This window comes from Desulfovibrio sp., from assembly GCF_018379785.1.
Classification (GTDB): Bacteria; Desulfobacterota; Desulfovibrionia; order Desulfovibrionales; family Desulfovibrionaceae; genus Desulfovibrio.
In genome coordinates this window covers 25,333-39,052 of the sequence record NZ_JAGZUV010000032.1, presented here as the reverse complement: position 1 = coordinate 39,052, position 13,720 = coordinate 25,333, and the positions used below count along the sequence as shown (strand labels likewise).

Annotated in this window: 11 protein-coding genes; 2 read left to right on the top strand and 9 right to left on the bottom strand. The window is 64.1% G+C overall.

What is annotated here, in order from left to right:
- Positions 1-265 precede the first annotated feature (265 nt).
- Positions 266-994, top strand: coding sequence for a precorrin-2 C(20)-methyltransferase (gene cobI / locus KH208_RS08640; protein ID WP_291435520.1), 729 nt, complete (start codon positions 266-268; stop codon positions 992-994).
- Between the two features lie 61 nt (positions 995-1,055).
- Positions 1,056-2,384, top strand: a complete 1,329-nt coding sequence (locus KH208_RS08635; RefSeq protein ID WP_291435519.1) for a GGDEF domain-containing protein — start codon at positions 1,056-1,058, stop codon at positions 2,382-2,384.
- Between the two features lie 165 nt (positions 2,385-2,549).
- On the opposite strand, the gene hypE is transcribed toward KH208_RS08635, so the two are convergent.
- From hypE to nadB, 9 genes are all read right to left on the bottom strand, one after another.
- Positions 2,550-3,557: a hydrogenase expression/formation protein HypE gene (gene hypE, locus KH208_RS08630; protein ID WP_291435518.1), complete on the bottom strand. Its 1,008-nt coding sequence runs from the start codon at positions 3,555-3,557 to the stop codon at positions 2,550-2,552.
- Positions 3,558-3,560: 3 nt separating this feature from the next.
- Entirely contained in the window at positions 3,561-4,652 is a 1,092-nt protein-coding gene (hypD, locus tag KH208_RS08625; RefSeq protein WP_291435517.1) for a hydrogenase formation protein HypD, read from the bottom strand.
- Positions 4,653-4,694: 42 nt separating this feature from the next.
- Positions 4,695-5,750, bottom strand: a complete 1,056-nt coding sequence (argC, locus tag KH208_RS08620) for an N-acetyl-gamma-glutamyl-phosphate reductase (protein WP_291435516.1) — start codon at positions 5,748-5,750, stop codon at positions 4,695-4,697.
- A gap of 180 nt (positions 5,751-5,930) precedes the next feature.
- Positions 5,931-6,266 carry a DUF1844 domain-containing protein gene (locus KH208_RS08615; RefSeq protein ID WP_291435514.1) on the bottom strand — a complete coding sequence of 112 codons (336 nt, stop codon included), beginning with the start codon at positions 6,264-6,266 and terminating at the stop codon, positions 5,931-5,933.
- Between the two features lie 147 nt (positions 6,267-6,413).
- Positions 6,414-7,604, bottom strand: coding sequence for an alanine--glyoxylate aminotransferase family protein (locus KH208_RS08610; protein WP_291435513.1), 1,191 nt, complete (start codon positions 7,602-7,604; stop codon positions 6,414-6,416).
- Between the two features lie 163 nt (positions 7,605-7,767).
- The gene (locus tag KH208_RS08605) at positions 7,768-8,958 is read right to left on the bottom strand and encodes a class I SAM-dependent rRNA methyltransferase (RefSeq protein WP_291435512.1); all 1,191 of its coding nucleotides are present in this window, start codon (positions 8,956-8,958) and stop codon (positions 7,768-7,770) included.
- Positions 8,959-8,970: 12 nt separating this feature from the next.
- Positions 8,971-10,491, bottom strand: coding sequence for a hypothetical protein (locus tag KH208_RS08600; protein WP_291435511.1), 1,521 nt, complete (start codon positions 10,489-10,491; stop codon positions 8,971-8,973).
- A gap of 6 nt (positions 10,492-10,497) precedes the next feature.
- The gene (locus KH208_RS08595; protein WP_291435510.1) at positions 10,498-12,093 is read right to left on the bottom strand and encodes a hypothetical protein; all 1,596 of its coding nucleotides are present in this window, start codon (positions 12,091-12,093) and stop codon (positions 10,498-10,500) included.
- A gap of 19 nt (positions 12,094-12,112) precedes the next feature.
- Positions 12,113-13,717 carry an L-aspartate oxidase gene (gene nadB / locus KH208_RS08590; protein ID WP_291435509.1) on the bottom strand — a complete coding sequence of 535 codons (1,605 nt, stop codon included), beginning with the start codon at positions 13,715-13,717 and terminating at the stop codon, positions 12,113-12,115.
- Positions 13,718-13,720: the final 3 nt, after the last annotated feature.

The window sequence follows — 13,720 nt, the reverse complement described above, 5'->3', positions numbered from 1 at the left end:
GTATGTTCAATACAGCTTCGCCCGATTTCTTCTTTGCGCCTTGCTGCCCGAAAAAATTCAGCTTTTCGCGGACGGCGTTTTAATAAGGGCTGAGCCTAGGGGCTGTTTCCAAAAGGCGGCTTTTGCCCCCTGGGCTGCGTCAAAAGCCGGACGCGACCCAGGTCTGTACCAAAAACGTACTCTCCCTGGCCCGCGTCCGGCTTTTTTCCTGCCAGGGAACAAAACTCATCCTTTTCGAAACAGCCCTGAACAGAGGGAAAACTCTATGACCGGAACTCTCTACGGACTGGGCGTGGGCCCCGGCGCGCCGGATCTGCTGACTCTGCGGGCCGTGAATGTCCTGCGCACGGTGGACGTGATCCTGGCGGCGGCCTCGCCGCGCAACGACTATTCAGCCGCCCTGGATACGGCCCGGCCCCATCTGCGCGCGGACGCGCGTCTGCTGCGTCTGGAATTTCCCATGACCCGCGACGCCGGAATTCTGCGCGCGGCCTGGCTCAAAGCCGCCGAAACCACCCGCGACGTGCTGGAAGGCGGGGAAAACGCGGCCTTCCTGACCATCGGCGATCCGCTGGTGTACAGCACCTTCGGCTATCTGCTGCGTACCCTGCGGAAAGTCGCGCCCCATCTGCCGGTGGAAATCGTGCCCGGCATCACCTCCTTCCAGGCCGCGGCCGCGCGCACGGGCACGGTGCTCTGCGAAGGCGGCGAGAAGCTGCACATTCTGTCCGGCATCAACGGGCGGGACGATCTGGCCGCGGAACTGAACAATGCGGACACAGCGGTGATCCTCAAGGCGTACCGCAACTTCCCGGCCATCCGAGCAGCCTTGCAAAGCGCGGGCCGTGACGCGGACTGCCTGCTCGCCAGCCACGTGGAGCAGCCCGAAGAGCATATCCGGCGCGGGGTGGCCGCAGTGGACAGTACGCCGCCCTATATGTCATTGATTGTAAGCCGGAAGCCGAAAACCGGCGGGGAGGAGGACGCGCGCTGACGGAGCCCGCGTTTTTGCTGCCACGTTCCCAAGCGGCTGCCGGACCACCGGGGGAGGTGCGATGGTCGATATCCTGCGGACGATAGTGCAGCACGATTATGAATTCGTCATGGTCGTGGACCTGTCCACCGGCCGCTATGTGAAATACGTGGGCAGCGACGCCTACGCGCATATTCCGGAACAGGGCGATCATGCCGTCCAGGTGCGCAGCGTGGCCGAGCGTTTCGTGCTGCCCGAGGACAGGGAAGAATACCTGGAGAAGATGTCCCTGCCTGTCATCGCCGCCATGCTGGAGAGCCGCAAAAAGCCCAGCTTTACCTACCGGCGGCGTAAACTTTCCGGCGAAATCGCTTGGCTCAAGGCCAATTTCATCTATGCCTCCGAAGAAAAACGCAGCGTCATCATCGCCTATTACGACGATACCGAAGAAGTTGTTGCGCGCCTGAACGAGCGCAAGAAGATCGAGTTGCAGGACGAGGGCATCCGCTTCATGGCCCAGAATCTGTGCGAGGATTTTCTCATCGCGGATCTGGAAAGCGGCGCATGCCGCATGGTGACCCCGGACACCGGCAATATGGTCGCCAAGGGAACCTTCAAGGAGCAGATCGACTGGTTCGCGGAGAATATCGTGGCTCCGGAAGAGCGCGAGGCTTATCTGCGCTACTTCAGCCTCGCCAATCTGGTGCCGCACATCCGCAAAAACAACGGCTTCTGCACCATGAACTGTACGGTGATCTACAAGGACGGCCGCCACAATTTCGTCGTCGCCACGACTCTGATCCATGACTCCATTGAGCCGGAAAAAGAATATCTTTTCGCCTACGCGCAGGACATAACGCGTCTGAAGCAGATGGAGTACAAGAACAAGGAGCTCTTTCTCCAGAGTCGTCGTGACCCCGTAACCGGCCTGTGCAACCGCGTGGCCACGGAACAGGATATTGACGAATATCTGCACTCCTCCCAACCCGGGAGGGAGGGCCTGCTTCTGATTCTGGACATCGATTTTTTCAAGAGCTTTAACGACAATTATGGACACGCGGTGGGCGACGAGGTGCTGGCTTTCATGGCCGAAGCCATGCGGACCGCTTTTCGCAAAGAGGACATCCTCTGCCGCTGGGGCGGCGATGAATTTTTGATTTTTCTAAAAGAGTTCGGCTCGTTGCGGGCAGCGGCCGGGCGGATTGTCCGCCTGCGGCGACAGATGAAGGGCTTTTCTTCCGGGGGCAGGGCCTTGCCGGTCAGCCTGAGTGTCGGCGGGGCCGTGGCCGGAGAGGCGACGCGCGGCCTGGAGGAGTTGTTTCAGAAGGCCGACATGGCTTTGTATGACGTAAAGCGCGAGGGCCGCGACGGACTTGCGATTCTGGGAGAGGACGGCGAGCGCCTGGTTTGAGGAAGCATGCTTACGTGCTTTCCGTGGGTTCTTGCGCCGCAAGCCCACGGAAAGCACGAACAAGAAAAATATGTTTTTCTTGTAAGATGAGTGTGTTGTGCCTTTACAAAAAACGGCTTTGGATTTTTTGTCGTCGGGCGGAGTTAATTTCGCTTAACTCAGCTCCTAGCAGATGCGCGGCAACTGCGCTCCCTCCAGCATCCCCAACAGCCGCTGGCCGCCGATGCGCGTGCGCAGCAGCACCTGCCCGGCCTTGCCCTCGCTCACGCTGCCGATGCGCGCGGCTTCGGCTCCGTAAGGAGAGGCGCGCATGGCCGACAGAGCGGCCTCGGCCCTGTCTTCGGGCAGAATGCAGATGCACTTGCCCTCATTGGCCAGATAGAGCGGGTCCAGGCCCAGGAAGGAGCAGCCGCTTTTAACGGACTCATGCACCGGAATGCGCTCTTCTTCCAGGCTGATGCGGACCCGGGACTGTTCAGCGATTTCGTTCAGAGTGGTGGCCAGGCCGCCGCGCGTGGGGTCGCGCAGCACATGCACTTCACCGGCGGCGGCAATGACGTCCGCGATCATCCGGTTCAGGGGCGCGGAATCCGAGGCCACATCCGTGAGAAAGGAGAGATTCTCGCGGCTGCCCATGACGGTCAGGCCGTGGTCGCCCAGCGCGCCGCTGATCAGCACCGCGTCGCCGGGCCGGGCGCTGTGCCCGGAAGGGGCCGGGTCGGCGAAAATTTCGCCCACGCCCGTGGTGTTGATGAAGATTTTGTCGCAGGCCCCGCGCGGCACCACCTTGGTGTCGCCGGTGACGATCTGCACGTCGGCGGTGCGGGCCGCCCGGCCCATGTCCGCGACCACCCGCTCCAGGGTGTCCAGGGGCAGGCCTTCCTCCAGAATGAAGGCGCAGCTCAGATAGCGGGGCCGCGCGCCGAGCATGGACACGTCGTTGACCGTGCCGTGCACGGCCAGGCTGCCGATGCTGCCGCCCGGAAAAAAGAGCGGCGTCACGGTGTAGGAATCCGTGCTCATGGCCAGGGGGCCGCGCAGACCATCCAGCAGGGCCGCGTCATCCAGGCGTTCCAGCAGGGGATTGGCGAAATGGCGCAGAAAGCACTGCGCCACCAGGCGTTGTGAGGCCCGGCCGCCGCTGCCCGCGTCCAGCAAGAGACAATCGTCCATCAATCAATGCTCCGAATATTTGAAGTAGGCCGCGCAACTGCCTTCGGTGGAAACCATGCAGGGTCCCACGGGCGTGGCCGGAGTGCATTTTTTGCCGAACAGCGGACAGGCCGGGGGGGCGATGCGTCCCTTGAGCACGTCGCCGCAGCGGCAGCCGGGCAGGGACGCCACCTCGGGCAGGCGCAGGCCCAGGCGGGCCAGGGCGTCGAGGTCGGCATATTCCGGCCGCAGGGCCAGGCCGCTTTGAGGGATGCGGCCCAGGCCGCGCCAGAGCGCGTCGGCGGGCTGGAAAAACTGCTCCAGCAGGGCGCGGGCCTTGGGATTGCCCGTGTCTTCCACAGCGCGGGGATAGGCGTTGACCACGGCCGGGGCCTTGTCCCGCAGTTGTTCGGCCATGAGGCAGAGGGCCAGGAGGATGTCCGCCGGTTCAAAACCGCCCACCACGCCCGGCACATGATATTCCGAGGCCAGAAAGCCGTAAGGTTGCAGACCCAGAATAGTGGAGACGTGGCCGGGCAGCAGAAAAGCCTCCACCGCGCAGGAGGCGTCGTCCAGCAGGGCGCGCAGGGCCGGGGGCACCAGTTTGTGCAGGGAAAGCACGCAGAAGTTTTCGATCTTGCGCCGGCGGGCCGTAAGCAGGGTGGCCGCCACCGTGGGCGCGGTGGTCTCAAAGCCGATGCCCAGAAAAACCACTGTGTCGTTGGGATTGGCCGCGGCCAGACTCAGGGCGTCCAGGGGCGAGTAGACGATTTCCACGCGCGCGCCCTGGGCCTGGGCATGCTTGAGGCTGCGCCCGCCGGGCCCCGGCACGCGCAGCAGATCGCCGAAGGTGGCCACAATGACCCTCTCCCGTCCGGCCAGGTCCAGGAAGGCCGCCACTTCCGCATCGTGCGTTACGCAGACCGGACAGCCCGGCCCGGAAAGGTGGGTGACCGAGGCGGGCAGCAGGGAGCGCAGACCGCTCTGGAAAATGGCTACCGTATGCGTGCCGCAGACCTCCATGAAACGCATGGAGCGCCCGTCCAGGGCGCGTTCCAGGCGTTGCAGGAGGCTATGGCAGAGTCGGGGATCCTGAAAGGCTGTGTTCAGTTGCATGGCAGTTCCCGATCTGATGGCTGATGGGGTGAGCCAGGCGCGTCAGGCCAGGGGCGCAAGACGTTCCAGGCCGGTATCCACGGGCAGGCCGCACATCAGGTTGGCGTTGGCCAGCGCCTGGCCCGAAGCGCCGCGGCAGAGGTTGTCGATGGCCGCCAGGATGATCAGGCGGTTGGTGCGCGGGTCCACCACCAGGCCGAGATCGCAGAACATGCTGCCGCGCACATAGCGGGTTTCGGGCAGACGGCCCTTGGGCAGCACCCGGACCCAGGGGCTGCGCTCCCAGGTGCGGCAGAAGGCTTCATGCACGCTGTCCAGATTGGCGGCGGGATCCTTGAGCTTGGCATAGATGGTGGAGAGGATGCCCCGGTTCATGGGCAGCAGATGCGTATTGAAGGACAGGCGCACTTCCTGCCCGGCCAGCAGGGAAACTTCCTGTTCGATTTCCGGGGTGTGACGGTGGCGGGGCAGGCCGTAGGCGCGGAAGTTGTCCGACACTTCGCAGAACAGGGTGGGCACGGCGGCCTTGCGGCCCGCGCCGGTGGCTCCGGACTTGGAATCCACCACAATGTCCCCGGGTTCGATGAGGTCGTTTTTGAGGGCCGCGTACAGGCCCAGAATCACCGAGGTGGGATAGCAGCCCGGATTGGCCGTGAGATTGGTCTGGGCGATGTCCGCGGCGTAGAGTTCCGGCAGGCCGTAAACGGCCCAGCGCAGGAGATCTTTGCCGTGGTGCGCGTTCTTGTACCAGCGCTCGTACACTCCGGCGTCATGGATGCGAAAGTCCGCCGAGAGGTCCACCACCTTGACCCCGGCCTCCAGCAGGGGAGCGGCCATATCCATGGCCGTGCCCGCGGGAACGGCCAGGAAGACCAGATCGCAATGCTGGGCCGCTTCCCTGGGCTCGAAAATGCTGATGATCACGTCCGCGCCCGGCATATGTTCCAGGAAGGGATAAAATTCGCCCAGGCGTTTGCCCGCCTCGGCCCTGGAACAGGCCATGGCCAGGCGCATGGAGGGATGCCCGGCCAGCAGCCGCGCCAGTTCCATGCCCGCATAGCCGGTAATGCCCACAAGCCCCACATTGATTGTCTTCATGCCGCGTGTCCTTTACAGGGAATCCTGGAACGGTTGTATTTGCCGATGAACAGACAGGCGTACCCCTCGGACGCCGGGCCCATCCGCCTGTTGCCGTCTTCAGCCGCCGCCCGCGCCGCAACAATCAAAGCGCGGCGAACCGCGTTTGTGCCCCGGCTTCAGCCCGATATTTTCAATGCATCACCGCTCTTGGGCAGAGGCTTCCGCCATCTTTTTTTCACAGTCCGGGCCGCACTTGATCACGAATTTCATGCGCAGTTCGTACAGAATGCTTTCCAGCAACCGGCGTTCCTGCTCTTCAAGGCAGCGCTCGGTTTTCTGGCGCAGCATTTCCAGCACGTCGATATTGTGCCGGGCCAGCGCCAGATCCTGCTCCATCCGGCCTGTTTCGGGATTGGGCACTTCGCCCAGCTGCACCAGGGCCGAAGAGGCCAGGGAAAGAATGAAAGTGGAAAAGGTCACCTCGGGCAGAGGACCGTCCTTGGGGCCATGGCAGCCGCAATCGTTCTGGTTCATGTCAACCTCATGCTGATGTTTGCATTGGGGCCGTAACCCGCCATCCGGTCCCGTATTTCCCATACATAAGGTTTTTTCCGGTCCGGGCAAGGGCGCGCCGCGCATTGTTCATCAGCCCGCCTTGGAGCATGTAACACTTGAACTGCTTTAACTGTGCACCAGAACCGTGGGCAGGGGCTCGCCCGGTTTGCCCTCCAGGGCCGCGCGGTAGGCGGCCATGCCCTGTTCCAGATAATCGCGCGCGCCGGAAAAGCCGCCCGCTTCCATCAGGCCCCGGTCCAGAGCATACAGCCCGGCCAGCACGTCGGCCCAGTCCACCCAGCCCATATGCCCGATGCGCACGATCCGGCCCTTGAGCTGATCCTGCCCGCCGGCCATGCATACGCCGTGTTTTTCCAGGGCCAGGCGCAGCACTTCCGTGCCGTCCACGCCCTCGGGCAGCAGCACGCTGGTGATGCCCCAGGCGAAATGTTCCGGCGCGAAGAGGTCCAGACCCATGGCCGTGACGCCCGCGCGGGTCAGCATGGTCAGTGCCCACTGCTTGGCATACACGGCTTCCAGGCCGTTTTCCAGCAGCATGTCCAGGCTTTCATCCAGGCCCACGATCAGATTCACCGCCGAGGTGAACAGGGTCTGGCCTTTTGCCACATACTCCCGCTCCTTGAGCAGGTTGAAGTAGAAACAGCCGGACGTCACGTTTGCGGCTTTTTCCCAGGCCCGCTCCGAAAGGGCCAGCAGGGCCAGGCCCGGCGGCAGCATCAGGCCTTTCTGCGAACCGGTGAGCAGGCAGTCCAGGCCCCATTCGTCCAGGGGACAGGGAGAAAGGCCCACAGCGGAAATGCCGTCCACCACCAGCAGCGCGTCGCGTTGACGGGTGACCCGGGCCACCTCCCGCACCGGGTGCAGCACGCCGGTGGAGGTTTCGGAAAGCTGGATCAGCACGCCTGTAATGGCGGGGTCGGCGGCCAGGGCCTCCTCCACCTGCTCGGGGCGTACGGCCCGGCCCCAGGGCACTTCCAGAGTGACGACCTCCAGGCCGCGCGAAACGGCGATGGCCTTCCAGCGCTGGCCGAATTTGCCCGCCTCCACCACCAGCACCTTTTCACCGGGGTTGAACAGGCCGTACACGGCGGCGGTCATGGCGCCCGTGCCGGAGCAGGAAAGGGGCAGCACCGTGCCTTGGGTGCCGAAAAGAACGCGCAGCTTTTCCTGCACCCGACCCATGACCGCTTTGAATTCGCTTTTGCGGTGGTGGATCATGTCCCGGGCCAGGGTCAGCCGTACGCGCTCCGGCAGGGGCGTGGGACCGGGAGTGAGCAGGCGTACTTTATTGAGCATGGGAAACTCCGTGATGGTTTAGGGGCTGTTTCTACATTGTCCTTTCGCCCTCTGCCTGTGTCAGGCACGCCCCGTGCGAAGGTCGAATATGTTGAATATACTCCCTCCGCCCAGGACTCGCCTTCCTTGGCAGAGAATGAAAATCCTCATTTAGAAACAACCCCTAACCCACTTGGGCGATGAAGCATTTGAGATAGGCTGTTTCGGGCATGGCGGCATGCACCGGATGATCCGGCCCCTGGCCGCCCGCGTAGACCAGCCGGGCGTGCAGCCTGCGCCGGGACGCGGCCTGGGCCACGCAGCCGCGCAGGGCCTCGGCGGCAAGATGGTGCGAGCAGGAAGAGCTTGCCAGCACGCCGCCCGGCGTCAGCAGGCGCATGGCCAGACCGTTGATCTTGCGGTAGGCCGCCAGGCCCTGGGCCGCGTCTTTGCGGCGTTTGATGAAGGCGGGCGGGTCCAGGCTGATCAGGGAAAAGCGGCGGCCTTCCTCGTACAGCTCGTTGAGCTGGTGAAAAGCGTCGCCGCAGATGGTTTCCACCGCGCCTTTGCCCGCCGGAACCGGAGCATTGACCGTCGCGTTTTCGCGGGCCAGAGCCAGCGCCTGGGGCGAGGCGTCCAGAAATGTCACGGATGCGGCCCCGGCAGCGGCGGCCGTTACGCCGAAGCCGCCCGCATAGCAGAAAATGTCCAGCACGTCCGCGCCGTCCGCGTAGCGCGCCAGCTCTCTCCGGTTGGCGCGCTGATCGTAAAACCAGCCGGTTTTCTGGCCTGTGGCGCAGGGAGCGAAAAAGCGGCAGCCGTTTTCCGGCACTTCCAGACGCTCAGGCAGGTCGCCACGGCTTTCGGCCTCGCGGGAAAGGCCTTCCAGGCCGCGCGCGGCAAGATCGTTGTCGAAAAGCAGGGACGCGGGAGCGAGCAGTTCGTCCAGGCATTGGACGATGAACTCCTTGCGGCTCTCCATGCCTGCGGTACTGATCTGCAGGGTGCAGTGCCCGCCGTAGCGGTCGATGACCAGGCCGGGCAGGAAGTCTCCCTCGCCGTGGCAGAGCCGGTACCAGGGCTCCGGAAAGAGCCGTTGGCGCAGGGCCAGGGCCCGGCTCAGGCGCTCATGCAGCAGGGTCTTGTCCAGAGGCGCGTCGGCCCGGTGCGCGTGCAGGCGCGCGCAGATCAGCGAGGCCGGGTTCAGGCAGACGCTGCCCAGAGGCGCGCCGCGCACGTCGCAGAGCGTGGCCTCCTCGCCGGGCGCAAAATCCGTGAGCGGGCTTTTCTGCGTATCCACTTCATTGCTGAACACCCAGAGGTGTCCGGCGCGGATGCGGCGGTCCTCATTCTTTTTGAGCCAGAGTTTACGCATGCGTCAATGTGGTTAAGGTTGCGGACTTTGCCCGGCGTTGATGCGCGCCGTCTGCCGTTCCAGGCTTTCCGCGCCCGGCTGCGCCGCGGCATGGAACAGTGCGCCGGGGTTTTGGGCCGCCAGTGCGCCCAGCACTTCCGTCAGGCTGTAGAGCCTGCCCGGCGTGCTGCTGATGTCAAGACTGCCGGGCCGGTTTGCAAAGGTTTCCAGGGCTGCGGCGAGCGCCCTGTTTTCCGGCGTAGTCGGGGCGCAAAAATTGTTGACGGCGGCGGTGAACACGGCGGCGGCCGCCCGCCCGTCCGGGACCAGCGCGAGGGCCAGCCGGGCCATGAGCCCGTGATCTTCAAAACGCAGTTTGAGATCGCCGTAAGTCTGGCTGAACAGGGCCTGCTGCTGACCCATGCCCTCGGTATTGCCGGAAATCAGCAGACTGTAGCGCAGATCGCCCAGATTCGCGGCCTTGACCACGCCTTTTTCCAGAATGCTGTCCTGGCCCTGCTCCTCAATCGAGATGTCGGCGTCCAGTCGCACGGTGTCCAGACCAGGCAGGGCAAGGCCGTAGCCTTGCAGAACTGCGGGCAGGGACAGGCCGGAAAGATTGATCCGGTAGCGGGCAGGCCGGCTGGAGAGCCACTCGAAACTGCCTGTCTTGAGTTCGGCCCTGTCCTTCGGCAAAGGCATGGTCAGGCCGTTAAGGCGCAATTCGCGGAACAGGGGTTCATCCGCAGCGAGCATTTCCTGAAACAGGGCCTGCATGCTCCGCTGATCCGGAGGCGCGCCGAACAACCGCGAGAGACGCCGCAACAGAGCTTCCTCGGGCAGTACGATGCCGCTCTGGTTCAGGCTGTCCAGGATCAGGCCGTCCTGCCCGTCGATGCGCAGCCGCAGGTCCGTGAGGGTCGCTTCCTCCATATGGCGGCCGCGCCAGTTGCGCAGGCCGGCTTCCTTGAGGCTCATATACACCGGCTGATTCACGGTGGGGACATCCACGCTGATGAAGGAAGCACGGATGTTGTCCGCGCCCATGCGGTAGGTGAGCCCCGGAGAATCGGGCAGCTTCGCGCCTTCGGCCAGTTCCCGCAGCAGGGCGCTGTCCGCATAGAGGGTGTCGACTTCTTCCCGCTGCATGACGACCTTGCCCAGAGACGTGCGCGCGCTGACATTGAGCAGGAGCAGGTCTTCGGCCACGGCCGCCATGCCCGTTTCCGGCAGGGCCGCGCCGCGCAAAGGCGTGCAGGCCAGCATGGCCCGCAGGGGCAGGCGCAGGGAAATTTCCGCGGCCTGATAGGTGACCGGGCCCTGCGGCTGAACCATGCGCAGTTCCAGACCGCGCAGCAGCAGCTTGCGGGTAAAGGGCGAAAAGTCGAGGGCTTCGACGCCGGACTGAACCGGACTGCCGTCAAAAGAGGTCAGCGCGGCCAGTGCTTGCCGCGTCTGATTCTCCACCTGCGGTCGCAGCCATAACTGCGCGGCCGACACAAGAAGCAGTACCGCGAGCAGCGGCGGAGCGAGGATAAGGACGATTTTCTTCATGTCGCGCTATTCTGCCTTGGCTGCGGCCTCGTCCAGTCCGCTGATCTGCTGTTCCAGGCTTTCCTTGCCCGGTTGAGCCGTAATGCTGAGCAGAGCGCCGGGATCCTTGCCGCCCAGTTTGGCGAGGAGTTCGAGAATACGGAAGGTCTTGCCGGGTCTGCTTTGCACTTCCAGAACGCCGGGCCGGGAGACGAAGGTTTGCAGGGCATCGCGGACGGTCGCATTTTCCGGCGTATCGCCGGGGCAGAGTTCGGCGATGGCCGCCTTGAGCGCCGGGGTGGCCCCCTGGGCCGAGGGAATGACGTTTCTGACCAGATAGGCCGTGAGCCCCTGGTCCGTATATTTCAGGTTGACGTCCTTGTACGAGCTGAGGAACAGCGCCTGCGGACCGGCCAATGGCGAGCCTGCGGACATGACGAAATCATAGCCCAGCGAACCCAGATGTTGGGCGCTGAGCAGACCCTTGTAACGTCCGCCGTCGTCCCCGGACGTAAAGCCCAGCTTTGCATCCAGAACCAGAGCGGGCAGACCGGGAAATGCAAGATCGCTTTCGCGTTCCAGCAGGGGCGTGGGCAGGGAAAGAGCATCCACACTGAGGCCGTACTGCAAAGGCGTGTTGGACGGCCAGTTCAGGACTAGCTTTTTAAAGGCCACGGCCTGACCATCCAGGGGAAAATGCAGATCGGAGAAGCTGATTTCCCGCAGCAGGGGCTCACCGGTGGTAAAGATGCGCAGCAGCAGAGCCTGCAAGGCATTTTCGTCGGGTTTCGTCTGGGAAAGCAGGGTCAGCAATTCCTGCATGGCCGCTTCTTCCGGCAGGGTGAACCGCTTTTCCGTGATGTTGCCCAGGCGCATAAGCTCCCGGTCTTTTTCCTTGAGAACGATGCCGTCCGCAACGGCTTCTTCTATGGTGCGGCCTTCCCAGTTGCGGACGCGCATGGCGTCGCAACTGAAATCCATCTTGATGCCCTGTTCGGGGACCGTTATCTCGGAAGTCATGGCCGAAGCCCGCATTTCGCCGATGCCCATGCGATAGAGGGCGTTCAGCATATCCCGGGGCTTCCGCTGCTCCAGCAGTTCCCGGATCAGGCCGCTTTCCATGCGGATATCGCTTGCTTCCTGATCCCGCACGACGCTTCGCGCGCTGACGGCGCCCTGGTTGAGAGAATAGACGAAGTTGGAAATGCGCATCTCCTCGCCCACGGCCATCATGCCTGTTTCGGGCAGGATCATGTCGCGCAGGGGCGTGAACAGCAGAAGCGCCCGCCAGGGCAAACGATAGGAAGCTTCCTCCATCGTATAGTTCAGGGCCGCGCTCCGGGCCTGCTGTTGGCCGCCCGCCTCAAAAACGGGCAGGTCCATTGTGCCGCGCAATTCCAGGCCGCGCAGGATCAGACGCCGGGAAAAGGGCGAGAATTCGACGCTTTTTACTTCCAGCGGATCAAAGCGGAGAAGCTCCGAAAAAGCCATGGCTTCCGGCAGGTTGGCCAGTTCCAGGCGGGCTTGTTCCTCCACCTTCGGGCCCAGCCAGAACTTCAGGGCCGCGAACCCGGCCAAAACCAGCACCGCCAGGACGAGAATCACGCGGATAAGACTTTTCATGCTTGTTTTTTCCTTCGGCTCAGTCCACCCGGTGGTGGCAGCCCAGACTTACAGGGTTGCGCATGGCCGCCTGGGTAATGACGTAGGCCGTCTGCGAGCCGTGGAAAAGATCCACCAGGCGCCGGGAAATGCGGGTGCGTTTGTAGAAATCATGGATATGGCGCACAAGGTCGCGCATATCCTCAAAGGCCCGGCGCAGGCGCGCGTCGGTGCGCGAAATGCCCACGTAGTTCCACATGGTGTTGCGGATGTTGGCCCAGTCCTGGGCCACCAGGGCCGGATCGTCGTGACGTTCGTCGCCCTCGTGCTGCCAGTCCGGGATGGCGGCGGCCAGGCCCGTGGGCATGCCGCCGCTTGCGGCGCGGCGCGCCAGATCCTTCCCGCAGCTCACGCCCCAGACCAGGGCTTCCAGCAAAGAGGTGCTGGCCAGGCGGTTGGCCCCGTGCAGGCCGGTGCAGGCGCATTCGCCGATGGCGTACAGGCCGCGCATGGAGGTGCGGCCCCGCGTATCGGTGAGCACGCCGCCGCAGAAATAATGCGCGGCGGGCACCACCGGGATGGGCTCCTTGCGGATGTCCAGCCCGGCCTCCCGGCACTGCCCGAACACTGTGGGGAAACGGGTGGGCAGGTCCTGCTTGACGCCGCTCACGTCCAGGAAAAGGCAGGGCGCGCCGCTGTGCAGCATTTCCTCCATCATGGCCTGGGCCACCACGTCGCGCGGGGCCAGATCGCCGCGTTTGTCGTGGCGGAGCATGAAGGGCCGGCCTTTTTCGTCCAGCAGACGCGCGCCTTCGCCGCGCATGGCCTCGGTGATCAGGGGGCGGCGGTTGCTGCGCTCCTCATACAAGGCCGTGGGATGAAACTGCATGAATTCCAGGTTGGCCAGATCCACGCCCGCGCGGAAGGCCATGGACACGCCTGTGCCCACGCAGCCCGGCGCATTGGTGGAGTGCAGAAAAACCTGGCCCACGCCGCCGGTGGCCAGCACCGTCCAGTCGGCCAGAATGGTTTCCGGCTCGCCGCTTTCCTCGTTGAGCACATAGGCCCCCAGACAGCGGTTGTCCACTTCGTAGCGGAACTGCGAGTTCTTGGCGTGATGGTGGCTGGTCAGCAGGTCGATGGCCGCGCGCCGGTGCAGGCAGGTGATGCGCGGATGGGCCAGCACCTGGGCCGTGAGCCCGTCCATGAGCGCCCGGCCCGAGTAGTCGGCCCGGTGCAGGATGCGCGGGGCCGAGTGCCCGCCCTCGCGGGTGAGATTGAAGCTGCCGTCCGGATTGCGGTCAAAGCGCACGCCCGCGCGTTTGATCAGCACTTCGTCCACGCAGAGCGGGCCCTGTCGGCAGAGCCAGCGCACGGCCTTGCGGTAATTGTAGTTGTGCCCGGCCACCAGGATGTCTTTTTCCAGGGCGCGGGCGTCATCGCCGTCGGCGGGTTCGTCGGGCCGGGGCGCCGCGCGGTAGATGATTCCCCCCTGGGCCAGCTCCGAATTGCCGTCGGCCAGATCATCTCCGGCGTTGAGCAGCAGCACGTCGCAACCGGCGTCGGCCAGGGTCAGGGCGGCGGTGCAGCCGGCCACGCCCGAGCCGATGATCAGAATGGGCACATGGCGGCGGGCGGGAGTCACAGC